Origin of the sequence: Weizmannia acidilactici (assembly GCF_008974185.1) — a bacterium.
Taxonomy (GTDB): Bacteria; Bacillota; Bacilli; order Bacillales; family Bacillaceae_C; genus Weizmannia; species Weizmannia acidilactici.
Window position 1 is genome coordinate 1 of record NZ_BKZP01000013.1, and the last position, 26,381, is coordinate 26,381.

At 47.1% G+C, this 26,381-nt stretch carries 24 protein-coding genes; 19 read left to right on the forward strand and 5 right to left on the reverse strand.

What is annotated here, in order from left to right:
• Positions 1-270: 270 nt before the first annotated feature.
• The 9 genes from mbcS (at position 271) to BpJC4_RS07330 (ending at position 9,308) form a co-directional block, all read left to right on the forward strand.
• On the forward strand, positions 271-1,848 hold the full coding sequence (gene mbcS / locus BpJC4_RS07290; RefSeq protein ID WP_151681928.1) for an acyl-CoA synthetase MbcS: 1,578 nt from the start codon (positions 271-273) through the stop codon (positions 1,846-1,848).
• Positions 1,849-1,985: 137 nt separating this feature from the next.
• Entirely contained in the window at positions 1,986-2,996 is a 1,011-nt protein-coding gene (sppA, locus tag BpJC4_RS07295) for a signal peptide peptidase SppA (RefSeq protein WP_151681927.1), read from the forward strand.
• A gap of 11 nt (positions 2,997-3,007) precedes the next feature.
• Complete coding sequence (locus tag BpJC4_RS07300; RefSeq protein ID WP_151681926.1) at positions 3,008-3,532, forward strand: RDD family protein; 525 nt, start codon at positions 3,008-3,010, stop codon at positions 3,530-3,532.
• Positions 3,533-3,568: 36 nt separating this feature from the next.
• Entirely contained in the window at positions 3,569-4,258 is a 690-nt protein-coding gene (locus BpJC4_RS07305) for a DUF2953 domain-containing protein (protein ID WP_253694019.1), read from the forward strand.
• Between the two features lie 35 nt (positions 4,259-4,293).
• On the forward strand, positions 4,294-4,761 hold the full coding sequence (gene ytfJ, locus BpJC4_RS07310; protein WP_151697719.1) for a GerW family sporulation protein: 468 nt from the start codon (positions 4,294-4,296) through the stop codon (positions 4,759-4,761).
• A 135-nt stretch (positions 4,762-4,896) separates the two neighbouring features.
• The gene (gene tpx / locus BpJC4_RS07315) at positions 4,897-5,400 is read left to right on the forward strand and encodes a thiol peroxidase (protein ID WP_151697720.1); all 504 of its coding nucleotides are present in this window, start codon (positions 4,897-4,899) and stop codon (positions 5,398-5,400) included.
• A 372-nt stretch (positions 5,401-5,772) separates the two neighbouring features.
• Entirely contained in the window at positions 5,773-6,774 is a 1,002-nt protein-coding gene (locus tag BpJC4_RS07320; protein ID WP_151681923.1) for a class I SAM-dependent methyltransferase, read from the forward strand.
• A gap of 301 nt (positions 6,775-7,075) precedes the next feature.
• On the forward strand, positions 7,076-8,266 hold the full coding sequence (locus BpJC4_RS07325; RefSeq protein WP_151681922.1) for an acetate kinase: 1,191 nt from the start codon (positions 7,076-7,078) through the stop codon (positions 8,264-8,266).
• 196 nt (positions 8,267-8,462) lie between these two features.
• Complete coding sequence (locus BpJC4_RS07330) at positions 8,463-9,308, forward strand: EcsC family protein (RefSeq protein WP_151697721.1); 846 nt, start codon at positions 8,463-8,465, stop codon at positions 9,306-9,308.
• A gap of 16 nt (positions 9,309-9,324) precedes the next feature.
• Here the strand turns inward: BpJC4_RS07330 and BpJC4_RS07335 are convergent, their stop codons facing one another.
• Positions 9,325-9,780 (reverse strand): universal stress protein, encoded by a 456-nt coding sequence (locus BpJC4_RS07335; protein WP_151681920.1) that lies wholly within the window; start codon positions 9,778-9,780, stop codon positions 9,325-9,327.
• Positions 9,781-10,265: 485 nt separating this feature from the next.
• Here BpJC4_RS07335 and ald point away from each other — a divergent pair, with 485 nt between their 5' ends.
• Positions 10,266-11,381: an alanine dehydrogenase gene (gene ald / locus BpJC4_RS07340; protein ID WP_151680334.1), complete on the forward strand. Its 1,116-nt coding sequence runs from the start codon at positions 10,266-10,268 to the stop codon at positions 11,379-11,381.
• 111 nt (positions 11,382-11,492) lie between these two features.
• On the opposite strand, the gene BpJC4_RS07345 is transcribed toward ald, so the two are convergent.
• The gene (locus tag BpJC4_RS07345) at positions 11,493-12,587 is read right to left on the reverse strand and encodes a M24 family metallopeptidase (RefSeq protein ID WP_151697722.1); all 1,095 of its coding nucleotides are present in this window, start codon (positions 12,585-12,587) and stop codon (positions 11,493-11,495) included.
• A gap of 141 nt (positions 12,588-12,728) precedes the next feature.
• On the opposite strand from BpJC4_RS07345, the gene BpJC4_RS07350 reads away from it, so the two are divergent.
• From BpJC4_RS07350 to BpJC4_RS07360, 3 genes are all read left to right on the forward strand, one after another.
• Positions 12,729-13,412: a metal-dependent hydrolase gene (locus BpJC4_RS07350; protein WP_151680332.1), complete on the forward strand. Its 684-nt coding sequence runs from the start codon at positions 12,729-12,731 to the stop codon at positions 13,410-13,412.
• Between the two features lie 171 nt (positions 13,413-13,583).
• A complete protein-coding gene (locus BpJC4_RS07355; RefSeq protein ID WP_151680331.1) occupies positions 13,584-14,210 on the forward strand; it encodes an FMN-dependent NADH-azoreductase in 627 nt (208 codons plus the stop codon).
• 222 nt (positions 14,211-14,432) lie between these two features.
• Positions 14,433-15,749, forward strand: a complete 1,317-nt coding sequence (locus BpJC4_RS07360) for a CBS domain-containing protein (protein ID WP_151680330.1) — start codon at positions 14,433-14,435, stop codon at positions 15,747-15,749.
• A 156-nt stretch (positions 15,750-15,905) separates the two neighbouring features.
• Here the strand turns inward: BpJC4_RS07360 and BpJC4_RS07365 are convergent, their stop codons facing one another.
• A complete protein-coding gene (locus tag BpJC4_RS07365) occupies positions 15,906-16,214 on the reverse strand; it encodes a YtpI family protein (protein WP_151680329.1) in 309 nt (102 codons plus the stop codon).
• Between the two features lie 98 nt (positions 16,215-16,312).
• On the opposite strand from BpJC4_RS07365, the gene BpJC4_RS07370 reads away from it, so the two are divergent.
• Positions 16,313-17,251: a DHH family phosphoesterase gene (locus BpJC4_RS07370; RefSeq protein WP_151680328.1), complete on the forward strand. Its 939-nt coding sequence runs from the start codon at positions 16,313-16,315 to the stop codon at positions 17,249-17,251.
• 42 nt (positions 17,252-17,293) lie between these two features.
• Here the strand turns inward: BpJC4_RS07370 and ytrI are convergent, their stop codons facing one another.
• On the reverse strand, positions 17,294-17,800 hold the full coding sequence (ytrI, locus tag BpJC4_RS07375; protein WP_151680327.1) for a sporulation membrane protein YtrI: 507 nt from the start codon (positions 17,798-17,800) through the stop codon (positions 17,294-17,296).
• The gene (ytrH, locus tag BpJC4_RS07380; RefSeq protein WP_151680326.1) at positions 17,797-18,129 is read right to left on the reverse strand and encodes a sporulation membrane protein YtrH; all 333 of its coding nucleotides are present in this window, start codon (positions 18,127-18,129) and stop codon (positions 17,797-17,799) included. The genes ytrI and ytrH overlap by 4 nt, the downstream gene beginning before the upstream one ends.
• 157 nt (positions 18,130-18,286) lie before the next feature.
• On the opposite strand from ytrH, the gene dnaE reads away from it, so the two are divergent.
• The 5 genes from dnaE (at position 18,287) to pfkA (ending at position 26,363) form a co-directional block, all read left to right on the forward strand.
• Positions 18,287-21,631, forward strand: coding sequence for a DNA polymerase III subunit alpha (gene dnaE, locus BpJC4_RS07385; protein ID WP_151697723.1), 3,345 nt, complete (start codon positions 18,287-18,289; stop codon positions 21,629-21,631).
• 102 nt (positions 21,632-21,733) lie between these two features.
• Positions 21,734-22,966 carry an NADP-dependent malic enzyme gene (gene ystJ / locus BpJC4_RS07390; protein ID WP_151680324.1) on the forward strand — a complete coding sequence of 411 codons (1,233 nt, stop codon included), beginning with the start codon at positions 21,734-21,736 and terminating at the stop codon, positions 22,964-22,966.
• A 128-nt stretch (positions 22,967-23,094) separates the two neighbouring features.
• Positions 23,095-23,970 carry an acetyl-CoA carboxylase, carboxyltransferase subunit beta gene (gene accD, locus BpJC4_RS07395; protein WP_151680323.1) on the forward strand — a complete coding sequence of 292 codons (876 nt, stop codon included), beginning with the start codon at positions 23,095-23,097 and terminating at the stop codon, positions 23,968-23,970.
• Positions 23,964-24,944, forward strand: a complete 981-nt coding sequence (accA, locus tag BpJC4_RS07400; protein ID WP_151680322.1) for an acetyl-CoA carboxylase carboxyl transferase subunit alpha — start codon at positions 23,964-23,966, stop codon at positions 24,942-24,944. Before accD ends, accA begins: the two co-directional genes overlap by 7 nt.
• Positions 24,945-25,400: 456 nt before the next feature.
• Positions 25,401-26,363: a 6-phosphofructokinase gene (pfkA, locus tag BpJC4_RS07405; protein WP_151680321.1), complete on the forward strand. Its 963-nt coding sequence runs from the start codon at positions 25,401-25,403 to the stop codon at positions 26,361-26,363.
• Positions 26,364-26,381 lie beyond the last annotated feature (18 nt).

Consider the following 26,381-nt stretch of genomic DNA (forward strand, 5'->3'; position numbering starts at 1 on the left):
AGCATATTGGCGAATTTCTAAAAGTCCAATATTACACAAAACCCTTGGTAACTCCTATATGAAAAGTATTGTGACAAGCGTCATTTATTTGGTTGAACCGCCGTATACGGAACCGTACGTACGGTGGTGTGAGAGGACGGGGGCTAGTCACCTCCTCCTACTCGATTCTAGCGCAAGCCAGAATATGAACAAAATAAAGGGCAAGTGTATCTTATTTTTTTAATATCAGGTATAATAATGAGGTACTAAAACTCTTGGGAGGCGATTTGATTGCGTCGTGAAGACCTGATTGCGCCACAAATTTACAATATAGCGGAAGAAGTTGAAAAATACGCCCAAGGCCCCCGCAAGGTTGCGCTCATTTGGGAAGATAAAGAAGGAAAGCATAGAGAAGTCACTTACCAGGAATTAATGAAAAACGCAAATAGAACCGGGAACGTTTTTCTGAAAAGCGGGTTGAAGAAAGGCGATATCATTCTCGTCATGGTGCCGAGAATTGTGGAGGCGTACGAAGTGTATCTCGCCGCGTTAAAATGCGGGATTGTTATTTTGCCAAGTTCGGAAATGCTCAGGACAAAGGATCTTGATTACCGCGTTCAGGCGGGCGATGTGAAAGGCGTTGTATCCCATTATTCCTGCGCCGGGCAGTTCAAAAACGTCCGCGGGATTGAAGCATTGAAAAAATTTGTGATTGGAAAGCCTGAACCGGGATGGACATTTTTGGATGAAGCGAAAGAAACCGCGTCCGATCAACTGGAAACGGCTAAAACGTCCAAAGATGATATGGCATTTTTGTCCTATACATCCGGAACGACCGGCAATCCAAAGGGTGTCGTCCATTCCCACGGCTGGGGTTATTCGCATTTGCGTACAGCCGCACCGAATTGGCTCGGAATCAGGGAAGATGACAGAGTTTGGGCAACAGCCGCACCGGGATGGCAGAAATGGGTCTGGAGCCCGTTCCTTTCCGTGCTCGGTTCAGGGGCGGCAGGCTTTGTATATAACGGCCGTTTTGACCCCGAAAAATATTTGTCGCTCCTCGATGAATACAAAATTAATGTGCTTTGCTGCACACCGACGGAATACCGCTTGATGGCAAAAGTGGATGATTTGTCGCATTACCATCTGGAACATTTGCGGAGCGCCGTATCCGCAGGGGAACCGTTAAACCGTGAAGTGATCGAAGTATTTAAAAAACATTTTGGGATAAAAATCCGGGATGGCTACGGGCAGACAGAGAATACGCTGCTCATCGGAATTTCCATTGATATGGATTTGCGCCCGGGCTCGATGGGAAAACCTTTTCCGGGAAACCAGGTAGAGATCATTAACGAGGACGGCGAGCCGTGCAAGCCGGGGGAAGTCGGGGATATTGCCGTACATAAAGATACCCCTGCGCTTTTTAAATATTATTACAAAGAACCGGAACGCACGGCCCAGCAGTACCGCGGCGACTACTATATTACGGGCGACAGGGCGAGAAAGGACGAAGACGGCTATTATTGGTTCGAAGGCAGGCGGGATGACATCATCATCTCTTCCGGTTATACAATCGGGCCGTTTGAAGTCGAAGATGCGCTCGTAAAACATCCTTATGTCAAAGAGTGTGCGGTTGTTGCAAGCCCGCATGAAATCCGCGGAAATATCGTAAAAGCTTTTGTGGTGCTGAAAGAAGGGATCAGCGAGGACATGCCGGGTCTTGTAAAAGAATTGCAAAACCATGTGAAGCAGCTCACCGCGCCTTACAAATATCCGCGCGCCATTGAGTTTATTAAAGAACTGCCGAAAACGGCATCAGGGAAGATCCGCCGCGTCGAACTCAGGCGGCAGGAACTGGATAGGATGTAAACGAAAACCTCCGGGCATTTTTTCGAAAATCGGGAAAAATGCCCGAATTTTTGTTTAAAAGTACCCGCCCTTCAAGTAAAATAAAATTAAACCTATACAGGGCCGTTAAAACAAATGTGGAAGGATGAAGCCGTAACATGAATAAAAAAAGATGGGGAGCACTTGCGGTTGCAGGCGGGCTGTTTGTTGTTTCAGTTATCGTGAACTTTGCAAGCATGGCGGTCACAACCGATTTTTCAAATCTTTTTAAAGATGCCTTTACATCCAGTGACGTTTCGGAAAACGTGCTGCAGGATGGCGATGGGGCAAAGAAAATTGCCGTGTTAGATGTGAACGGCACGATCCAGGATACCGGCGCTTCGCCATCCCTGCTTGACAACGGAGAATACAACCACCAAGGCTTTCTTGAAGAACTAGACAAGGCGAAAAATGACAGCCAGATCAAAGGCATTATTTTACATATTAACTCGCCCGGCGGAGGGGTTGCCGAATCGGCAGAAATCCACCACCGCTTAATGCAAATTAAAAATGAAACGAAAAAGCCGATTTACGTTTCAATGGGCCCGACTTGCGCATCAGGGGCTTATTATATTTCGACACCCGCCGATAAAATTTTTGCCAGCCCGGAAACACTGACCGGGTCCCTCGGGGTGATTATGGAGAGCGTGAACTACGGGAATCTTGCCAAAAAGCTCGGCATTGATTTCCCGGTCATTAAGAGCGGGCAGTATAAAGACATCATGAGCCCTTACCGGGATATGACAAAAAACGAAAAAGAAATGCTCCAGAAGATGGTCAATAATTCTTATGAAGGCTTTGTGGATGTGATTTCAAAAGGCCGCGGCATTCCGAAGAGTGAGGTACGCAAAATTGCGGACGGGCGCGTCTATGACGGAAGGCAGGCGATGAAGCTGCATTTAATCGACCAATACGGATACTTGGATGACACGATTTCTGCCATGAAAAAAACTCTTCATATCAGCAATGCACAGGTGGTCGAATACGAAACGAGCGCCGGGCTGGATTCCTTGCTTTCAGCTTCCGCGCAAAAAATCCTCGGAAAAGAGGCCGAGGCAACAGGTCTTTTGCATCTGTTGTCCCAGTCGGACGCACCGCGGTTGATGTACTTATATTCTAGGGCTGAATAGGGGGAAGCATTGTGAATCCGAATGATCAAAATATAAATGGTTCCTTATTGCCAAATCCGGAAATTTCAACTCCCGTGCAGGGATGCCGTTACGCCGGGTTTTGGATGCGGATGTGGGCTTATTCTCTTGATCTCATCGTTATCCAAAGTATGAAATGGCTGATCATCCATCCCGTTTTCCGTATGTTAAAACTGGATCTAGGTGATTCCGGCATTTTTTCGCCGATATCGGTCACATCCGCAATCGTGTTTTACGGGTATTTCGTGTTGATGACGAAATGTTTCGGCCAGACTTTGGGAAAAATGGTATTCGGGCTGAAAGTCGTGACGTTGCCTCCATCCGGGAAGCTTTCCTGGGGCACCGTTTTGTTCCGGGAATGGATCGGCCGCTATATATGCGGGGTTGTTGCGGTTTTATACCTCATCGTGGCCTTTACGCCGAAAAAACAAGGGCTGCATGATATTTTTGCGGATACCGCCGTCATCCACGAACGGCAGCAAGAACCGCTGTACACGTACGCTGAACCTGCTTCTTGAAGCAGGTTTATTTTTTTTGCGCGTTGGCGATAATGGTTGGCTGAAAGGCTGATGATTGAAATGATATGGTTTTTATCCTTTTTGCCGGTCATTTTTTTATTGGTATTGGTTCTTTGTCTTTCATCCGTTGTCGTTATTGTCGATTACGGGCATAACCGGGATGACGACCATTTTTTCATCCAGTTCCGTTTATGGTATATCATCCGGCATACGATAAAAATTCCGGTGGTGAAAGTGGACCGCGAAAAGCCCGGTGTGGTGTACGAAAAAGAGACAAAGGAAAAAAAGAGCGGCGGGAAAATCACCCCCGATATCATTGAACAGCGCGTTGAAGAAATTAAAGCAATCACAGAGCGTGTCATCGGCTTAAAGACGATAGCCGGAAAATTTATACAGAGCATCCGGTTAAGCCGGTTTGAATGGTATACGGTGATCGGCCTTCACGATGCTGCATGGACGGGCATTGCAGCCGGAAGCATCTGGGCGGCAAAAGGGGGGATTTTAAGCTTGTTGACGAACCACCTGCTTGTGAAAACAGACCCCGTGATTTCCGTTACCCCCTCTTTCCAAAATCCGGATTCCGAGACGCATTTGAAGTGTATGTTTAAAATCCAAATCGGGAAAGCTATATTAGCCGGATATAAAGTTCTCAAATATTGGCGGGGAGGAAGAGCGGAAATCGGTGCCAAGCCGATTTCAAATCCAGAAAAAGACAAGCAAGCTTGAAATCCCCGCTAAAAAGAAGACAGGAGGAAACAACAATGGGTTCACATCCGATCGAAGGCCTTATGACGGCAGCAATGGAAAATTTAAAGGAAATGATTGATGTTAACACGATCATTGGGGATCCGGTGGAAACTCCGGATGGGAGCGTGATTTTGACCGTTTCGAGAGTCGGCTTTGGTTTTGCAGCCGGCGGCAGCCAATTTAACACGAAAGCGAGATCGGGCGGAAGCGGCGATTCACACTCGCCGGAACTTCCTTTCGGCGGGGGCAGCGGCGGCGGCGTATCGATTACCCCGATCGCATTTCTCGTTGTGAACGCACAAGGCGTTAAGATGCTGCATTTGGATCAAAACACGCATCTGATCGAGAAAATTATGGATGTTGCACCGGGTGTCGTCGAAAAAGTCCAGGGGATGCTGAAGCAAAACGGGCAAAAATCAAGCGGCCAAAACTCCCGGCAGCAGCCGCCGGCCAATCAGCAAAAACAGAATCTTGATTTTTAAAAACCCGCTGTTTTGGCGGGTTTTTAATTGGATATTTTTTCTTTCCTCCAGTATGATAAATATTGAACACTTTATTTCATAAAACGGGATCGGCACCGGCCGCTTCGGTAAAAGAAAAACAAAGGAGGGTTTTTCATGGCTTCAGTTACATTTAAAGGAAATCCGGTAACGTTGGAAGGAAATGGAGTCAAAGTCGGCGATAAAGCACCAAATTTTACCGTTTTGGAGAATGACCTTTCGGAGGTTACTCTGGAGGATACAAAGGGCGGCGTACGCATCTTCAGCGTTGTCCCGTCAATAGATACCGGCGTATGCGATGCGCAAACGCGCCGTTTTAACGAGGAAGCGGGGAAACTTGGAAAAGATGTAAAAGTTTACACGTTTTCCTGTGACCTGCCTTTCGCGCAAAAAAGATGGTGTGCGGCTTCCGGCTTAGAACATGTAAAAATATTGTCAGACCACCGCGACTTATCATTTGGGAAAGCTTACGGCGTCGTGATGAAAGAACTCCGCCTGCTTGCCCGCGCCGTTTTCGTCGTTGATTCCAATGATACGGTTACATATGTGGAATATGTAAGCGAAGGAACCAACCACCCGGATTACGAAAAAGCATTGCAGGCAGCCAAAGAAGCAAAGTAAATAGAAAAGCGGAGGCGCTCGCCCATCGGCCCCCTTTTTTAAAGGGGCTGTCCCAAAGTCGGTAAATTGACCAGAGGCGCCCCTTTTTTTATGTAAGGTATTATCTGAGAATGTTGATGATCGCAAAATTCACTCGCTTTCCGCACGTGTCGCGAGCCTCCTCGCTCGTCCCTCAAGCACACTGGGTCTCTTCTTGCTCGCTTTTCCCGCAGGAGTCCCGTGAATTTCGCGATCATCAACAAGTAATATACAGAGAAAATACATAAAAACCGCCTTATCCATTATAATGTGAGTGTCTGGCAAACATTGAATGTCCCCGATGAAAAATCGGGGATTTTACTTGGATAAATCAAATAAAAAGGAAGAGAATGAATGACAAAATCTCCAGTAGAAACATTATTCACAGCATTCAACGAATCTGCGCTCATTTTGCAGAATAGCCTTTCCGTTACATACTTGGAAGCTATTGCTATGACCGGCGAAAACTTATTCCGCGGTCGCATCACCCAAAACGGCCTCAGTGAACTTGATGAAAAACGCCTCAATAAAATATACAGGAATATCAATCTCGATGCTTTTTCGCGCGAACAAATCCGGAAATCCTACCAGCTCGCCATTTTAAAAGGCATGAAAGAAAATGTACAGACTAACCACCAAATGACGCCAGATACAATCGGCCTGCTCATGAGCTACTTCATCGCCAAGTTTACAGAGGGCAGGGATGCTTTTTCCATCCTGGATCCTGCTGTCGGCACCGGCAACCTGCTGACAACGATTTTAAACCAGCTGGAGCAGAAAAAAATTACCGCCTACGGCGTGGATATTGACGATGTCCTGATCAGGCTGGCCTATACAGGGGCGAACTTGCTGCATCACGAAATCGAACTGTTTACGCAAGATGCGCTTTCCCATTTGTTCATCGATCCGGTCGATGTTGTTGTGTGTGATTTGCCGGTCGGGTACTATCCGAATGATGCCGGCGCGGCGCAGTATAAGCTGGAGGCCGATGAAGGGCATTCTTACGCACATCATCTGTTTATCGAGCAGAGCCTGAGGACGGCACGCCCGGGCGGATATTTATTTTTCCTGATTCCGAACCATTTGTTTGAATCAAAAGAAGCGCCGAAACTCCATCAATTTTTAAAGGAAGAAGCAGATATTCAGGCGGTATTGCAGTTGCCGCTGTCCGCTTTTAAGCATGAACAGGCTGCCAAAAGCATCTTTGTCATCCGGAAAAAAGCCGATGGTGTAAAAGCGCCAGAGCAGGTGCTGCTCGCCTCGTTGCCGTCTTTTTCCAACCAGCAGGCCCTCCGGCAGGTAATGGCAAAAATCGACGCCTGGTGCAAAGAAAATATCCAAATCAACGAAAAGTAACATTACTGACAGAAAATTGGGGATGGAAGGCAAAATCTGGCTTCCTTGGGCTCCAATTTTTCTGTTTTTATGGTGTGATATGATTTGTTATGTAGATTTGCAACATGAAAATAGTAAAATTTTCAATAGTATAAAATTTCAGTAAAAACAATCTGAAAAGTGGAACATTATAATGGGAACGCTTTCATTTTAAAATTAGGTTGAAAAAAGTCAAATTGAATGGCAAAATGGGAAATTGAAAAGGTATTTTAGTAAATTAATAGTGATTTCATCTGATGTTTGATTGAAGGGATGACAAGCTATGGCAAAAATTATGGCAATTAATGCGGGGAGTTCCTCTTTAAAATTCCAATTATTTGATATGCCAAATGAAAGCGTTATAACAAAAGGTTTGATTGAAAGAATCGGATTAAAAGATGCCCTCTTTTCGATTACGGTGGAGGGAGAGAGGCTAAAAGAAATTACGGATATTCCGAACCACGAAGTTGCGGTGCAGTTTTTGTTGAAAAAACTAACGGAAACCGGGATCATTCATTCCTTGGATGAAATAGAAGGGGTCGGCCACCGCGTTGTCCACGGCGGCGAAATATTCAGCGACTCTGCAGTTATTGATGAGCATGTGCTCCAACAGATAGAAGATTTGGCCGAACTGGCCCCGCTCCATAACCGGGCCAATGCGACGGGGATTCGGGCGTTCCGCGCAGTGCTGCCGGATGTCGTTCAAGTTGCTGTCTTTGATACCGCTTTCCACCAAACCATGCCAGAAAGTTCCTTTTTATACAGCCTGCCATATGAATATTACGAAAAATACCGTATCCGCAAATACGGCTTCCACGGCACTTCCCATAAATATGTTTCAATGCGTGCGTCCGAGCTGCTCGGAAGACCGATTGAACAGCTGCGCTTGATCTCCTGCCATTTAGGCAACGGGGCGAGCATCGCAGCCATTCAGGGCGGAAAATCGATCGACACATCAATGGGCTTTACCCCTTTGGCTGGTGTGACGATGGGGACGCGTTCCGGAAATATCGACCCTGCACTGATCCCCTTTATTATGGAAAAGACAGGAAAAAATGCTGAAGAAGTGCTGGAAGTCTTAAATAAAGAATCCGGGCTGCTCGGGATTTCTGGCGTTTCAAGCGATTTGCGCGATATCCAGGTGGCGGCGGAACTTGAAAGGAACCAAAGGGCGGAATTGGCGCTCGATATTTTTGCGAACCGGATCCATAAATATATTGGTTCTTATGCCGCAAAAATGGCCGGTGTTGACGCGATTATTTTCACGGCCGGCATTGGGGAAAACAGTGATTCGATCCGCGCGAGAATCTTGACCGGGCTGGAATTTATGGGCATTTATTGGGATCCGACCCTGAATCAGATCCGCGGAACGGAGGCCTTTATCAATTATCCGCACTCACCTGTAAAAGTGCTTGTCATCCCGACGAATGAAGAATTGATGATTGCGCGCGATGTTGTCCGCCTGTCTTCATGATCCGAAGCATGCTACGATCGGTCGGGGGTTAACAAACCAATGGTGCAGCTTATCTTGCCGGGTGAGCTGCTTTTTTGCTTGTATTTCTTTTTGCTCTACTCATGTTTTTCATTTTGTGATCGGCCTGCCGCAAATTCCGTTTTTTCTGCGTTGTGGTATAATTGGATTATATGGAAATTGGAAGCGGGTGCATCATATGGCGTCAGAATGGTCGGAAAGGGAAAAAACGGTATACCGGGAAATTGAAGCGTGGGCAGAAAACTTGGCTGCTGCGGAGGAACGTGGCCGGAAACGGAAAGAGAAATTCGATACGGCTTACGAAAAACTGCCGGATGAAATGCTGGAAAAAGTGCACGGAATGTTGGATGCTGTTTTGTTTCAAATATCCTCGTTTGCCGACGGGAACTTGCCGTACGGGCAGGAAATCGAAAAGATGTTGTCCGCGGCACGCTTGTTTGACAATTCTGTCTCATGCGTGGCGGATATGCAAAAACTGTCGATTGACCAGCTCGACTATATTGCGGAGCGCCAGCAATCAAGATACCACCTGTTATCCTTTGTGCAGGGAGGCTTAAGCGGCACGGGAAAACCGTTGTTAGCAGCAGGGGATGTACTTTTTTTGCTTGTGGCGAACTTGCGGGCAGTCCAGCTCACTGCTGCAACTTACGGTTATGAGGCAAAAACGCCTTTTGAGCTGCTTGCGGCGCTTAAAATTATTTTCATGGCAGCTGCCCCGGAAATGGTGAGATACGCCGTCTGGAAAGAACTGATGGACGAATTGGATGGACGGGAGCAGGATTTCTTTACGGAAAGCGGAAAAATTTTCCACCGTTATTTATGGCCGGGGACAATCGGGCATGCCGGCAAACTCGCATTGTTTACGCTCTTGCGCCCAAAAAAGCGGGGCAAAATAAACTGGGCCGGTGCCACTATCGGTGCGGTATCAAACTATTATTTTTCCAAAAAAGTTGGCGAGTGTGCCAGGAAATATTACCAGTACCGGTTTTTAAAAGATAAACATGAAAAAACCAGCCCCGCATAGAGGCTGGTTTTTGACTTTAATTTTCTTCTGCTTCTTTGGAAGTCCTGACAACAAGCACATCGCAAGGGGAAGTGCGGACGATATGTTCGGAAACGCTTCCGATTAAAAGCCTTTCTACCGCGTTCAAACCAGTTGCGCCGCACACGATCAAATCTGCGTGAATCCTCGGTGCGACATTTTTCGTAATGGCAATTTTTGGAGAACCCAGCTGGATGATGGTCTGTACTTTCACGCCTTTTTCCTGGGCACGGTCTTTGTAGTTGTTCAGCAGCTCGTCCCCAAATTTTTCATTTTGTTCATAAAGGGTTGAATCAATCGGTGTCAGGGTAGCCAGCGCCCGATTATCGACAATATGGACGACAGACAATTCCGCATTGTTCCGTTTGGCAATTTCAATCGCTTTCATAAATGCCCAGTCGGCTTCTTTGGAACCATCCACTGCTACTAAAATATTACGGTACACCATGGTCATCTTCATTCATCTCCTTTATATTACTGCCTAATCTCTCTATCTTTATTTTACTAGAAATTGCTGGATTTGTGTGTGGAAAAATTTCAAACAATAACAGCTTGTAAACAAATTTTTTTGACAAAGCGAAAGGGGGAAAAATGGCGAACCGTGGCAGATCAGTTCAAAAGCGGGATGAAGTGGAGGGTGTTGTACGGAAAATCATGGAAGCGTACAAAAGCGGGCCAGCAGAAGAAAGAAAGAACAGAGCAGTTCCAAAAACAGTTTTGAAATATAATGAATATTGAATGTTTACCGCCCGGCCTGAGCCGTGGCGGCGGGATACAGAAAAATTGCAAAAAAATATGGGAAAAACGGAGAAATTTTGTTACACTATAGATGTTTAAGAAAATTTCTAGTAGTTCGATATATTTTCTTACAATAACAAAAGGAGGGAAAGTTACTGCTGTTTTTATTTATAACACACGAATAAAAGGAGGATTTTTTTCATGCGGATTGGTGTGCCAAAAGAAATTAAAAACAATGAAAGCCGTGTAGCGATGACCCCTGCCGGTGTGGTAACTTTAACAAAAGCGGGGCATGAAGTGTTTATCGAAAAAAATGCAGGCCTCGCTTCGGGATTCAGCGACGAAGAATATGTGAAAGCCGGCGCGCATATTGTGGAGACCGCAGAAGATGCCTGGTCGTTTGATATGGTCATGAAGGTGAAAGAACCGGTGGAAAGCGAGTACCGGTATTTCCGTGAAGGCCTGATCCTATTTACATATCTGCATCTTGCCGCAGCGCCGGGGCTGACGGAAGAACTAACGAAAAACAAAGTGATTGGCATTGCTTATGAGACTGTGCAGCTTCCAAACGGTTCGCTTCCTTTGCTGACGCCGATGAGCGAAGTCGCAGGCAGAATGGCACCGCAGATTGGTGCGCAATTCCTTGAAAAAAATAATGGCGGGAAAGGGATTTTGCTTTCCGGCGTCCCTGGTGTGAGAAGGGGAAAGATTGCCATTATCGGCGGCGGGGTTGCCGGGACAAATGCGGCAAAAGTGGCGGTCGGCCTAGGTGCGGGTGTAACGGTTGTGGAATTAAATCCGGACCGCCTGCGCCAGCTTGACGATATTTTCGGCAGTGAAATTACGACGCTGATGTCCAATCCGTACAATATTGCGGAAGCGGTAAAAGAAGCTGACCTCGTCATCGGTTCTGTCCTTATTCCGGGCGCGAAAACGCCTAAACTGGTGACGGAAGAGATGGTCAAATCGATGCAGCCCGGTTCGGTTATTGTGGATATTGCCGTCGACCAGGGCGGCAGCTTTGAAACAACCGATCATGCGACAACACATGACGACCCTGTTTATATCAAACATGATGTTGTCCATTATGCGGTGGCCAACATCCCGGGCGCGGTTGCCCGTACATCTACCATCGCACTCACCAATGTGACTGTTCCGTATGCGGTCGAAATTGCAAATAAAGGGTATAAGGCTGCGGTTTTGGAAAATGAAGCGCTGTTAAAAGGCGTCAATACGCTGGAAGGGCAGGTCACTTATAAAGCGGTGGCCTACTCGCTCAACTTGCCGTATGTGGAAGTGAAATCCATCTTAAAATAAGGTATCATGCCCGGCTTCCGTTGATGTATGCCAATTGCTGCATTCAGCTGGCGGAGCTTGAACCATTGAAAAAAGCACAAGCGGCGAGGTGCCCGCTTGTGCTTTTTCCCTTTATACATATTGCAGCATTTTCGGATATTTTGTCAGTACTTCGGCGCCGTTTTCCGTGATGCAAACATCATCTTCAATACGCACGCCGGCAACACCCGGTACATAAATCCCCGGTTCGATCGTGAATACCATGCCTTCCTGCAGCACGAGTTCATTTGTAATGGTTACGGACGGGTATTCGTGGATGCTGATGCCGAGCCCGTGCCCGAGCCGGTGTGTAAAATATTCGCCGTAGCCGGCATCATGAATAATGCTGCGCGCAATCTGGTCGAGTTCTTTTGCTTTCACGCCCGGTTTTGCCGCTTTTACTGCCGCTTCTTCTGCTTTTAACACCGTTTCGTAAATACGGATTTGCTCTTCGTTAAGTTCCCCGAAAGCAACGGTCCGCGTAATATCGGAGCAATAGCCTTTATGGACAACACCGAGGTCAAAAAGGATCAAGTTTCCTTTTTCAATTTTGTTCAAACCGGGCACGCCATGCGGGGAGGCTGCCTTAGCGCCCGCCAATACGGTGGTGGCAAAGCTCATTTCGGAAATGCCTTTTTGCTTCATCGCATATTCAATGGCCGCCACGATTTCAAGTTCGGTTTTTCCTTCTTTGATCTCATGGATACCTGTTTCTACGGCCAAATCGGCAAAAGCGGCTGCTTCCCTCAAAATCTGCCGCTCTTTTTTATCTTTGATGAGGCGCATTGTCCGCAGCTTTTCTTCTGCTGCAACAAATGTTGCACCGCTGAACCTCTGCTTGAGCGCTTCGTACCGTTCCACATTCAAATGCTCTTTTTCAATTGCAAACGTATGTACATCCTTGATCCGCCCGTGCACTTTTTTGGCAAACAAATCCCACGGGTTATCTGTATCCCGGATGTCAAGAATGTCATATTCCCAGCCGGCGTTTTTGGCATCATTTTTTTCCATCGCAGGACAGACAAGAAACGGTTCTTTTTCCCGGAAAACGGCAACGCCGAGCAGCCGTTCATGCGGATCGCTGCGGAAGCCGCTTAAGTAAAAGACATTATCGGTTGAAGTAATGAAGGCGGCATCGATATTTTCCACATTCAGCCATTCCATCAGTTGTGTTAAACGCTGATTCATTTTGTTCATCTCCTCCGTAAGACTATTACCAGCATAGCAAAAAACTGGATAGGATGCTATACACGGATGCTTCAGGCAGGATTTACGGCTTCAAAAAAGAATATAATGGAAGTGGACAAACTTTAAAAGGAGTGGAGACACATGAAAGTTTCTTTTCACGGCCATTCTATTGTAAAAGTGGAAGCGGGCGGGAAAACGATTTTGTTTGACCCGTTTATTACCGGCAACAGCCAAACCGATTTGAAAGTGGAAGAAGAGAGTCCGGATGTCATCATTTTGACCCACGGGCACGGCGACCATATCGGCGACACCGAGGCACTTGCCAAGAAAAAGAATGCGCTCGTCATCGCCAATAATGAAATTGCCCGTTATTTAGGATGGAAAGGGTTGAACACGCATCCGCTCCATATCGGCGGATCGTACCAATTTGATTTTGGAAGGGTGAAACTGACGCAGGCTTTCCACGGCTCGGCGGTTGAGGATGACGACAAGAAGGAAATGATATATCTCGGGATGCCGACAGGGGTGCTTTTGATGGCGGAAGGCAAAACGATTTACCATGCCGGGGATACCGGCCTGTTCTCCGATATGAAGTTAATCGGTGAAAGGCACCCGATCGACATTGCTTTTCTTCCGATTGGCGACAATTTCACGATGGGGCCAGAAGATGCGGCGGTTGCGGCTAAATTTTTGCAGGCGAAAACAGTCGTGCCGATCCATTACAACACGTTCCCGCTCATTCAGCAGGATCCGCAGAAATTCATTGATTTGCTCGACGGCCAAAACGGTAAAATTATGAAAGCCGGGGATGCGATCGAGTTATAATTTTCAAAAAGCTTTCCATTGCACAATCATCCTGTGCAGGGAGAGCTTTTTTGTTGCGGTGCATATTGCTTGCTGAAAATTTATTTCATTTATATAATGTCTTTGTGTTTTTCGCCGATCATACTTATCATCCGTTCGGCTTAAATATTTGGACATCAGGAGGAAATATAAATGGCGGATGTTTTATTCATCAAAGCAAATGACCGCAGCGCGGACCAATCTGTAACAGTAAAAATGTATGAAACATTTTTAAAGACATATAAAGAAGCCAATCCAAATGATCAAATCACGGAACTAGACTTATTTAAGGAAGAACTCCCGTATTACGGAAATACTGCAATTATGGGCCTTTTTAAACAGGGCCAGGGACTTGCACAGACTCCGGAAGAAAAGAAAATGGCGGAACTTGTCGGCCGTTATTTGGATCAGTTTTTAGCGGCCGATAAGGTCGTTATGGCTTTTCCAATGTGGAACTTCACCGTGCCGGCGCCGATGATTACTTATATTTCTTATTTGGCGCAAGCAGGCAAAACATTTAAGTATACAGCTGAAGGCCCGGTTGGTTTAGTAGGGGATAAAAAGATCGCGCTTCTTAGTGCGCGCGGCGGCATCTATTCTGTTGCACCGGCCAGCAGCGCTGAAATGGCAATGAATTATGTTAAAAATATACTGAATTGGTGGGGAATCCAAAATCCGGTAGAAATCATTATCGAAGGGCATAATCAATTTCCTGAGAAATCCGCCCAAATTATCGCGGACGGTTTAGAGGCGACAACAAAAGCAGCTGCACAGTTTTAACTGGCAGCCGGGCATTTTTTCGGCGGTTTGCGGGCGCTGAAGCTGCGGCGGTTAACCGTTGAAGGCAATGCCCGGCTTTTTTGTTGTGAAGGAAAAGTACTGCATTGCGATTCAACCCTTTTTCCATCTATAATAGAAATATATACGTATAATCTGCCTAAAAAGATACATAAGGATTTACGATAAAGCGGGACAAATACGAAAAGAAAGAGGGTGAAGCGTTTGGCAACGAAGCATGAACAGATCCTGCAGTACATCAATCAGCTTCCGATCGGGGAAAAAATATCGGTCCGCCAGATTGCCAAAGCTTTAAATGTGAGCGAAGGGACCGCATACCGCGCGATTAAAGATGCCGAAATCAAAGGGTATGTCAGCACGATTGAACGGGTCGGCACCATCCGGATTGAACAGAAGAAAAAAGAAAACATAGAAAAACTCACATTCTCGGAAGTGGTGAATATCATTGACGGACAAGTGCTGGGCGGAAGATCCGGGCTGCATAAAACCCTCACAAAATTCGTGATCGGTGCAATGGAGCTTGAAGCGATGTCAAAGTACACGGAAGCAGGCAGTTTATTAATTGTCGGGAACCGTGTGGACGCGCATGAACTGGCTTTAAGAACGGGAGCCGCCGTCCTGATTACCGGCGGATTCGATACGGAAGAATATGTGAAGAAAATTGCAGACGAAAAAGCCCTGCCGATTATTTCGACAAGTTATGATACGTTTACGGTTGCGACGATGATCAACCGGGCTGTGTATGATCAGCTGATTAAAAAGGAAATTATTTTAGTCGAAGATATTTTAACGCCCATTGAAAGAACGGCTTATTTATATACGACAGACACCGTCCAGGACTGGTACCGGAAAAAGAGGGAAACGGAGCATTCGCGGTTTCCCGTGGTCGACCGCAATTTAAAAGTTGTCGGCATCATCACAGCGAAGGATATTATGGAAACCGACAACAGCTTAAGCATTGAAAAAGTCATGACGAAAAACCCGATTACGGTCGGCGAAAAAACGAGCGTTACATCGGTTGCACATATGATGATTTGGGAAGGAATTGAAATTTTGCCGGTTGTGGATGATTTTAACCGGCTGAAAGGGATCGTCAGCCGTCAGGATGTGTTAAAAGAACTGCAAATGACACAAAGGCAGCCGCAGGTCGGGGAAACCATCGACAATATTGTGACAACGCAGCTGGATGCCTCTTCCTCCAAAACGGAAGATCCGGACAATTACCAGTTTGAAGTGACGCCGCAAATGACGAACCCGTTGGGGACGATTTCATACGGCGTTTTCACCACGCTCGTCTACGAAGTGGCCAATCGGTTTTTACGCTCGCGAAAAAAAGGCGATATCATCATTGAAAGTTTGACCATCTATTTTATCAAACCGGTCCAACTGGAAAGCACCATCCAGGTTGTCCCGAAAATTTTGGACTCCGGCCGGAAATTTGCCAAAATCGATGTTGAAGTCTTCAGCCGCGGCAGCCTTGTCGGCAAAGCTCTGCTCATGTGCCAGCTCATTGAAAGGTAATAAGAAAGCGTAGGGCGCTCGCTTATTGGAGTAAGAACTTCCGAGCCCCCGAACTGAGATAAAGGAAACACGGCGAGGGAGCGGGAAATTCACTAGCCGATAGCGCCATGAGCTGGGCTAAAGAAAAGCGTAGGGCGGCCTTCATCCGGCCTCCGCTCATTGCGCGGAACGGATCCCATTTTTTTCTTTTTCCATATACGGCCCGTAAAAGCGCAATCTTTTATAGCCGCCGGAAACATTAAAGAGCCCGAGCGCCATAAAAACAGAAGCAATGACGTATGTGATGCCGGTATGATACAAAAAGAGCTCGTTTAAGCCGAACAGGAAGATAAAGGATCCGAGCGCCATATTGGCTTTTGCGGAAACATACTTTTTTTCAATTGTCAAAGGGGTGCGCACATATTTTATTTTAAAATAAATGTAGAAACAAAGGGACGCAAAAATCAGGGCAGCAAGCAGCGGCATGAATCCACCTCCGAAAAAATACTGTCAGTATTTTTCTTCTATTTTATAAAATTGAAAAAGAGAATTCCATACAAAACTGTCAGGAAATGAGGAAGAAGATGAAATCAGAAATTTTATACACCATCCAGCAGTATGAAACGATCATTGTTCACCGCCATGTGCGCCCGGATCCGGATGCTTACGGATCCCAGGGGGGCCTTGCGGAAATATTGAAAGCATCTTTTCCAGATAAAAAGATTTATCTGGCCGGGGACAATGAACCAGGCCTTGCCTATTTAAACAGGATGGACAATATCCCTGACGAAACATACCGGGGGGCGCTCGTGATTGTCTGCGATACTGCAAACCGGGAGCGGATCAGCGATCAACGTTACAATCTCGGGGAAAAATTGATCAAAATCGACCATCACCCGAACCATGATGCATATGGCGACCTCCAGTGGGTGGATGAAGAAGCATCGTCGGTCAGCGAAATGATTTACGAGTTTTATTTGTCCGGAAAAGAGAAGGGGCTACGCATGACGGATGCAGCGGCAAGGCTCATTTTTGCCGGTATTGTGGGCGATACCGGAAGATTTTTATACCCGAGCGCGACCGAAAAAACATTTGATTACGCTGGGGAGCTGATCCGTTATAATTTTGACCGGACGGCGCTTTTCAACCAGATGTATGAGGTCGAGCCGGATGTCATCAAGCTTCAGGGGTATATCTACCAAAATCTTGAGATCCTCGAACATGGCGCGGCAGTCGTGGTGCTGAAAAAAGATTTGATCCAAAAATTCGGGGTGCCGCCGCGGGATGCTTCTCAGCTGGTCAGCACACTTGGGGACATAAAAGGACTGAAGGCGTGGTGCTTCTTTATTGAAGAAGACGACCAAATCCGGCTCCGGTTCCGTTCCAAGGGCCCTGTGATCAATGAGCTAGCCCGCAAGTATAACGGCGGCGGCCATCCGCTTGCGGCGGGTGCAACCGTATATTCGTGGGATGTGGTCGAAGCCGTGAAGCAGGATTTGATCCAACTGTGCAAAGAAGGCTAGAAAAGAAGGCAGATACGGTGGAATGCTGTTCTGCCTTTCCTTTTAATCCGCCAGCTCTAAATGAAGATGGACCCGGATCGTGGAGTAAAAAAGGATGTCCTGCACTTTGAACGTATAGCGGCGGTGGTTGATCTTAATCGTTTTATTTTCAAGCATCCGAATGATTAATTCTTTGTTCAAATAGGCGGTTTTTAAATTCTTGGCAATCAGCGGGCTCAAATCATGCTTAATATCTTCTTCCGCTTCAAAAATGCTTTGCGAATCTTGGATGTCGTATTTTTCATAGTTGCTGATTTTCACATCGATGCTTTGGATGGTCAGGAGCTTTTCATTTTTTTGGTTAAGCTTTTTATAATCTTCCTGCCAGATCGCTTTTTCCTGCTGCAGATCCCGGATCGTTTTTTCCTGCCGCTCAATGATCTGTGCCTGCCTTTCCTGCATTACACCGAACATATAAAGAAAAATCAGCCAGCTGATGCAGCCGCCGACAATAAACCCGGCCATAAAACGCTGCCAGCTCGGTTTCCGGTACAAAGGCGGAATTCTCATAGCACATTCTCCTGGGTAATCCATGATATAATGAGGGCTGCCGTTTTGGCGCCGCCCATGGCCGACAGGATCAGTAATAACTGCTTGAACAGCACCATTGTTTCGCTTTCCAAAAATCCTTTTTCAAAACTGTAGACGGTATCGAACGTCCCGCCGATTGCGGCAATGATCGCCCAAATCCGCAGGCCCCTTGCGATTTTCGAGATTTCCGTCAAAAGCGGCTCGCCCGTAATGAATGAAGCCAGTCCCCCGATCAACGTCCCGCCGAGCATGACCCCGAATGCGATAAAATAACTGTTAAAAAATGCGGGAAAAAATCCTTCGCTCAACCGAACCATCCCCATTTGTTCTTCATTACTAACATATATATGGGACAACATGCGCACTTATGTAAGCGAACATACCTTCTTTTTTGTCTGCCGTAAAACATGTATAATAAAAAACATACATAGGTGCGGAAAAATGATTTGAAAAGGCGGTGGAAAAATGGGTTTTGTCCATTTGCAGGTTTCAACGGCATTCAGCCTGCTGGAAAGCACTGTCTCCATCCCGAAATGGGCTGCATATGCCAAACAGCTTCAGTATGATACGCTGGCCATTACAGACCGGAACACGATGTACGGGGTTTTTTCTTTTTACAAGATGTGCCGGGAAAACGACATAAAGCCCATTATCGGCTTAACGGCAGATGTGATGGGCAGCTTTGAGCAGGATAAAGCGTACCCGCTTGTTTTGCTTGCGAAAAATAATATAGGCTACCAAAATCTATTAAAAATATCAAGCGTGATCCAAACCAGGCCCGAGCCCGGCATTTTAACGAAATGGCTCCGTTCTTACAGTGAAGGTTTATTTGCCCTCACGCCCGGTTTGGAAGGGGAGATTGAGCAGGCATTCCTGCGCGGCGATGCGGATCGGGCGGAAGAAATCGCCCTCCGATACCGGGAACTTTTTGGGCCGGATTTCTATCTTTCTCTGCAAAATCACGGGACAGAGCAAGAGCAAATGGTGCTCCGCGAAATGCACAAGCTTTCCAAAAAGCTGAACGTGCCGGAAGTTGTCACTTCAAACGTCAAGTATTTGAAAAAAGAAGATGCATTCGGACATGAATGCCTGCTCGCAATCAAAGCGGGGATGAAGCTGTCCGATGAGAACCGGCCGCGGCTTTCAAGCCATGAATACGACTTTAAGCCGCGGGACGAAATGGAGAGGCTTTTTTCGGGCTATCCGGAGGCGCTGGAAAATACTGAAAAAATCGCGCACGCATGTCATGTTGAAATCAAAACGGGGCAGCGGCTGCTGCCGAAATTCCCCGTTGAAAACGGGAAGACGGCAGATGAATTTTTGGAAGCCATGTGCCGGAAAGGGCTTTTGGAGCGTGTGCCGGATCCGTCAAGCGAATATTTTGGGCGCCTCGAATATGAATTAAAAATCATTAAAGAAATGCAGTTCAGCGATTATTTCCTTATTGTCTGGGATTTTATGAAATACGCAAGGGAGCACCATATTTTGACAGGCCCGGGGCGGGGTTCCGCAGCCGGCTCTTTGGTCGCATACGTCCTCAAAATTACCGATGTCGACCCGATCCGCTACGGGCTTTTGTTTGAGCGGTTTTTAAATCCGGAACGGGTTTCGATGCCGGATATCGATTCCGATTTTCCGGATCACCGGCGTGATGAGATGATCCGTTATGTGGCGGGAAAATACGGCAGGCAACATGTCGCACAGATCATCACCTTCGGCACATTTGCCGCGAAAGCAGCAGCCCGCGATGTTGCCCGGATTTTCGGTTTGGAAGCAAAAGAGCTGGAACAGTTGTCACGCCTTATCCCGTCCCAGCCCGGCATGACGCTGCAAAAGGCGTATGAAGTGTCCACCCCGCTCCGGGAATGGATCGGGCAGTCGGAACGGAACCGGAAGCTTTTCCAAACGGCGCTGCTGATCGAGGGACTCCCGCGCCACGTTTCGACCCACGCGGCAGGCGTCATTATCAGCAGGGAGCCGCTTGCCAACGTGATCCCGGTCCAAGAAGGACATGACGGCATTTTTTTAACACAGTATCCGATGAATCACCTCGAAGAAATTGGGCTGTTGAAAATGGATTTTCTCGGTTTAAGGAATTTGACCATCCTGGAACATATCCTTTCAGGCATTGAAAAAGGGACAGGCAAAAAAATCCATCTGCAGGATCTGCAGCTTGATGATGCGGAAACGTTCCGGCTTTTAAGCTCCGGGAATACTACGGGCGTTTTCCAGCTCGAGTCGGACGGCATGCGGAAAGTATTGCAAAAACTGAAGCCAACCGAATTTGAAGATATCGTCGCCGTCAATGCCCTCTACAGGCCGGGTCCGATGGAAAACATCACGGTTTATATTGAACGGAAGCACGGTTTAAAGCCGGTTGAATACCCGCATGATGATCTGAAGCCGATTTTGGAAAAAACGTACGGCGTCATTGTTTACCAGGAACAAATCATGCAGATTGCCTCCAGGATGGCTGGATTCACGCTCGGAGAAGCAGATTTGCTGCGGCGGGCGGTCAGCAAGAAGAAAAAAGATGTTTTGGATGAAGAAAGGCTGCATTTTATAAATGGAGCCCGGAAAAAAGGATATGAGGAAAAAACGGCGAATACTATTTATGATTTTATCGTCCGCTTCGCCAATTACGGTTTTAACCGCAGCCATGCCGTTGCCTACAGCATGATCGCTTACCAGCTCGCTTACTTAAAAGCGCATTATCCGCTTTATTTTATGGCGAGTTTGCTTTCAAGCGTGATCGGAAACGAGGACAAAATCGCCCAGTATATCCGGGAAGCGCAGCTGATGGGCATCCGGATTTTGCCGCCGTCCATCCAGCACAGCCGTTATCCGTTTTCGGTTGAAAAAGGCGCCATCCGTTACAGTTTAGCCGCGATTAAAGGGATCGGATATGCATCGATCAAAGAACTGATTCGGGAACGGAAACACCGCCCGTTTAAAAGTTTATTTGACCTCGTCCTGCGTGTAAGAGGATTGAACAGGAAAATTTTAGAGGCTTTTACGTTATCGGGAGCCCTGGATGAATTTGGAAAAGACAGGGCCGTGCTGCTCGCCAGCATTGACATCGCCCTTGAACACGCGGAAATCATGAAGCCGCAGGAAGAGCAGGAGGATTTGTTCCTTGATGATGAAATGTTCCGGATTGAACCGAACTATGTGGAGACAGAGCCGATTTCCTTGATGGATAAACTTGCATTTGAAAAACAGTATTTGGGTTTGTATTTGTCCGGGCATCCGGCTAAACAGTACCGCCCGGAATGGGAAAAAGCAAATGTCCTCCCTGTCGGGGATCTCCGGGTCGGCATGCGGAAAATCCTGGCCGGCGCGTATATTGCTGATATCAGGACGATCCGTACGAAAACCGGCGGCCTCATGGCTTTTCTTCACATGAATGATGAAACGGGTGATATCGAGTGCGTCGTATTTCCGGATGTATTTAAAAAATACAGCCCGTTATGCCAAAAAGACGTGATTGTCGTTGTTGAAGGCAATGTTGAAACCAGAAAAGGAAAAATTCAAGTCATTGCCCAAAAGCTTTATGAGGCCGGAAAATTCCATGGGGAAAATACGCAAACCTTATACATGAAAATCCCCGCACTTCCGAATAAAAATACAATGCTCATGCAGGTAAAACGGGTGCTTGGCGCTTTTCCGGGGCATTCCCCTGTCATCCTTTATTACGAGGGCGAACACAGGACCATCCGGCTGCCGGAAAAAAACTGGGTCCGGCCTGATCAAGCATGCCTGGCAAAACTGGAACAGCTGCTCGGCGAAGGGAATGTCATTTTGAAATAAGTTTTTCTCAAAAGAATAAATATGTTATATTGTTTAATAGGCTTGTTAAAAAGAAAAGCACATAATGTTCCATTGTGCAGTTTAGAATGGGGAGTGAGGTTCATGTCATTGCGCGAAGAAGCATTACATATGCACCGCGAACATAAAGGGAAACTCGAATCCAAATCGAAGGTCACTGTCAAAAATGCAAAAGACTTAAGTTTAGCCTATTCGCCCGGTGTAGCTGAGCCTTGTAAGATGATATACGACAAGCCGGAAACAGTGTATGAATATACGATGAAAGGCAATATGGTCGCGGTCGTCACGGACGGCACCGCTGTCCTCGGGCTTGGCAATATCGGGCCGGAAGCCGCACTCCCGGTAATGGAAGGAAAATCAATTTTGTTTAAAAGCTTTGCCGGCGTGGATGCCTTCCCGATTTGCTTGAACACGACGGAGATTGACGAAATTGTCGGGACCGTTAAACGGTTGGAACCGGTTTTCGGCGGCGTCAATTTGGAAGATATTGCCGCTCCGAACTGCTTTGTCATTGAAGAAAAACTAAAGAAAGAAATGAATATACCTGTATTCCACGATGATCAGCATGGTACGGCGATCGTAACGGCTGCCGGGCTTGTGAACGCTTTGAAGCTTGTCGGTAAGCAAATGTCTGAAATTAAAGTTGTGGCGAGCGGCGCGGGCGCTGCAGGCATTGCCATTATTAAGCTGCTTTACCACTTCGGCGTCCGGGATATCATTATGTGCGATTCAAAAGGCGCGATTTACGAAGGGCGGCCGTACGGCATGAATAAGGTAAAATCCGAGGTGGCCAAATATACGAACCACAATAAACAGAAGGGCACACTGGCAGATGTGATCAAAGATGCGGATGTCTTTATCGGCGTTTCGGTTGAGGGGGCCCTTACGAAAGAAATGGTCCAATCGATGAAGCAGGATCCGATTATTTTTGCGATGGCGAACCCGAACCCGGAAATTATGCCGGAAGACGCTAAAGCGGCAGGAGCAAAAGTCATTGGCACGGGCCGCTCCGATTTTCCGAACCAGGTCAACAATGTGCTTGCCTTCCCGGGCATTTTCAGAGGCGCTTTGGATGTGCGCGCCACCCATATCAATGAAAAAATGAAACAAGCTGCCGTTCATGCGATTGCCGGATTAATAGAAGAGCATGAGCTGAATGCGGATTATGTCATTCCGCGCCCGTTTGATCCGCGTGTTGCCCCGGCTGTTGCTGCTGCCGTCGCCAAAGCGGCTATGGAAACCGGCGTTGCCCGCATCCAGGTGGATCCGGAAGAAATCCGCAAAAAAACGATGCAGCTCTCCGAAATTGGGAAATAAAGGGAAATGCGGATGCGGGAAAGCCGCCTTTTTGCCGGTGCACAAGAAATACAAAATGCCGGCCCATCCGGCATTACAGCCACCGGCGGCCCGGCATTTGCCGGTGCCATTTAAAGGAGGGGTAATATTTGCTGAAAGATTTTTTTTCAAAACCGAAAAAGAGGAAATATGCGACGATCCCATCAGATAAAACAAGGCAGGATGTTCCTGAGGGGATCATGTCGAAATGCCCGAAGTGCGGAAAAATTATGTATACAAAAGAACTGCAGAAAAATTTAAAAGTATGCCTTTACTGCGGTTACCACTATCAAATGACCGCTTACGAAAGAGTGGAAAGCCTGATTGATGAAGGGACGTTTGAAGAGTTTGACCGCGTCCTTGTGTCCAAAAACCCGCTCGAGTTTCCGGGTTATCTAGAAAAATTGGAAAAAGACCGCGCAAAAACGAATTTAAATGAAGCAGTTCTGACAGGAAAAGGGAATATTTTAGAACGGCCGATTGTCCTCGCTGTTATGGATTCGCATTTCCGTATGGGGAGCATGGGCTCTGTTGTCGGCGAAAAAATCACGCGCGCCATTGAAGAAGCGGACAGGCTCCATCTTCCGTTTATTATTTTTACCGCTTCGGGAGGCGCTCGGATGCAGGAAGGGATTTACTCTTTAATGCAGATGGCGAAAACAAGCGCAGCCCTGCAGCGGTTCAGCAGCCACGGAGGTTTGGCCGTGACGGTTATGACCCATCCGACTACAGGAGGTGTGACCGCAAGTTTTGCCTCGCTGGGCGATGTGAATTTGGCGGAGCCCGGGGCGTTAATCGGTTTTGCCGGCCGCCGCATTATTGAACAAACGATCCGCGAAGAACTTCCTAAAGATTTCCAAACGGCAGAATTCCTTCTCAAGCACGGCCAGCTTGACGCGGTTGTCGCGCGCCAAGACTTAAAAGAAACATTGGCAAGGATTCTGGATATCCATCAACCAATAGATGCAGGTGAATTACAATGGTAAATGAACTTGAATTTGAAAAACCGGTGATTGAGCTGAAACGCAAGATTGCCGAGCTGAGGGAATTTACAAAGCAGTCGGATGTCGACTTGTCGAGTGAAATTGAAAAATTGGAATCCAGGCTTGCCAGACTGGAACAGGAAATTTACGAAAACATGGAGCCGTGGGACCGCATCCAGATTGCACGCTTCCCGGAGCGGCCGACTACATTGGACTATATTCAATATCTTTTTACCGATTTTATTGAGCTCCACGGCGACCGTGTTTACGGGGACGATGAAGCAATCGTCGGCGGGATTGCAAAATTTAAGGGGCTTCCTGTTACCGTGATCGGCCAGCAGCGTGGAAAAGACACGAAAGAAAATATCCGCCGTAATTTCGGGATGCCGCATCCGGAAGGGTACAGGAAAGCGCTGCGGCTCATGAAACAAGCCGACAAATTTAAACGCCCGATTATCAGCTTCATTGATACAAAAGGGGCGTATCCGGGCAAAGCGGCGGAAGAACGCGGGATTGCCGAATCGATTGCACGCAACCTTTTTGAGATGTCCGGGCTGTCGGTACCGATCATTTGCTTTATTATCGGAGAAGGGGCAAGTGGCGGTGCGCTCGGCATCGGCGTCGGTGACCATATCCATGTCCTGGAAAACTCATGGTTCTCGGTCATTTCCCCGGAATCTGCCGCTGCGCTGTTGTGGAAAGACGCTTCGCAGGCAAAACGGGCAGTGGCCACAATGAAAATGACTGCCCCGGAACTGAAAGAACTGGGCATTATCGATGAACTGGTCCCGGAAGTAAAAGGCGGGGCACATAAAGACCCGAGGGTACAGGCGGATTTAATGGCACAGGTGCTTGAGGCGTCGCTGAGGCAATTGCTGGCGCTGTCTCCGGAAGAACTTGTGGAAAAAAGGTACGAAAAATACCGCAAAATGGGTGTGTTTTCCACTTTGGAACAGTTTGCCCGCACACAGTTGTAAAAAACAAGGCAACCGGTGCTGAAAAAACGGTTGCCTTGTTTTTTCAACATTGGTGGGATACATGCTGGAAAAGCAGAACGGAACCTGAAACATGTGTGGAATGGGGAAAATATTGCGTTGGCCGGAAGGGAGACGGGTTTTTTAAACCAGCCTATTTTCCAGGTTTATTGCCGTTATAATTAGGAAAAATCAACTATACAGCGGCTTTTAAACGTTTTATTATAGAAAAATCAAAAGTATGCTCCGATTGGTAACGCATTCATTATATGATGACACATATTGTTCAAGAACTCACATTTTAAAAATTTTTACTTTTTGATTATTGATTGAGAACATGTTTTTAAAGTGGTATTTTAGATATATTCAGGGGCGGACTTGGCGATACTAAAGTACTGAACTGATCCAATCCATTCAATACCTGTCTGCCATTAGATTACATCATTAGAGGTGAAAAGAATGAAGCGAATTGGAGTTTTAACAAGCGGCGGCGACGCACCGGGCATGAATGCAGCTGTGCGCGCAATCGTCCGTAAAGGGATTTACCATGGCTTGGAAGTTTACGGAATTAACCAAGGCTACAACGGATTAATTCATGGAAATATTCAAAAACTTGAAGCGGGATCCGTAGGGGATATTATCCAGCGCGGCGGCACGATTCTGCAGTCTGCAAGAAGCGAAGAGTTTAAAACGCCGGAAGGACAGCAAAAAGGCATCGAACAGCTGAAGAAACACGGCATTGAAGCTTTGGTTGTCATCGGCGGGGACGGATCCTACCAAGGTGCAAAAAAACTGACGGAGCAAGGTTTTAATTGCATCGGCGTACCTGGAACGATCGACAATGATATTCCTGGCACCGACTTTACGATCGGGTTTGATACGGCGCTGAACACTGTATTGGATGCAATCGATAAAATCCGCGATACCGCATCTTCCCACGAACGCACTTTTATCATCGAAGTCATGGGAAGAAACGCTGGGGATATTGCGCTTTGGTCCGGTTTGGCCGGGGGCGCCGAATCGATCATCGTCCCTGAAGAAAACTTTGAAATGAAAGACGTTGTGGAACGCCTGCAGCAGGGCACAAAACGCGGTAAACGCCACAGCATCATCATTGTTGCAGAAGGCGTGATGAGCGGAAACCAATTTGCGGAAGAGTTGAAAAAAGCCGGCGTAACAGGTGATACCCGCGTGTCTGTTTTAGGCCATATCCAGCGCGGTGGATCACCGACTGCATTTGACCGCGTACTTGCGAGCCGCCTCGGTGCAAGGGCTGTAGAGCTGCTTTTGGAAGGAAAAGGCGGAAGGGCGGTCGGCATTCAAAACAACCAGCTTGTTGATCACGATATCCTTGAAATTCTTGGCCAGCCACACACCATTGACAAAAATATGTACCGCTTATCGAAAGAATTGTCCATTTGAGTTTTTTAGGAGGAAATA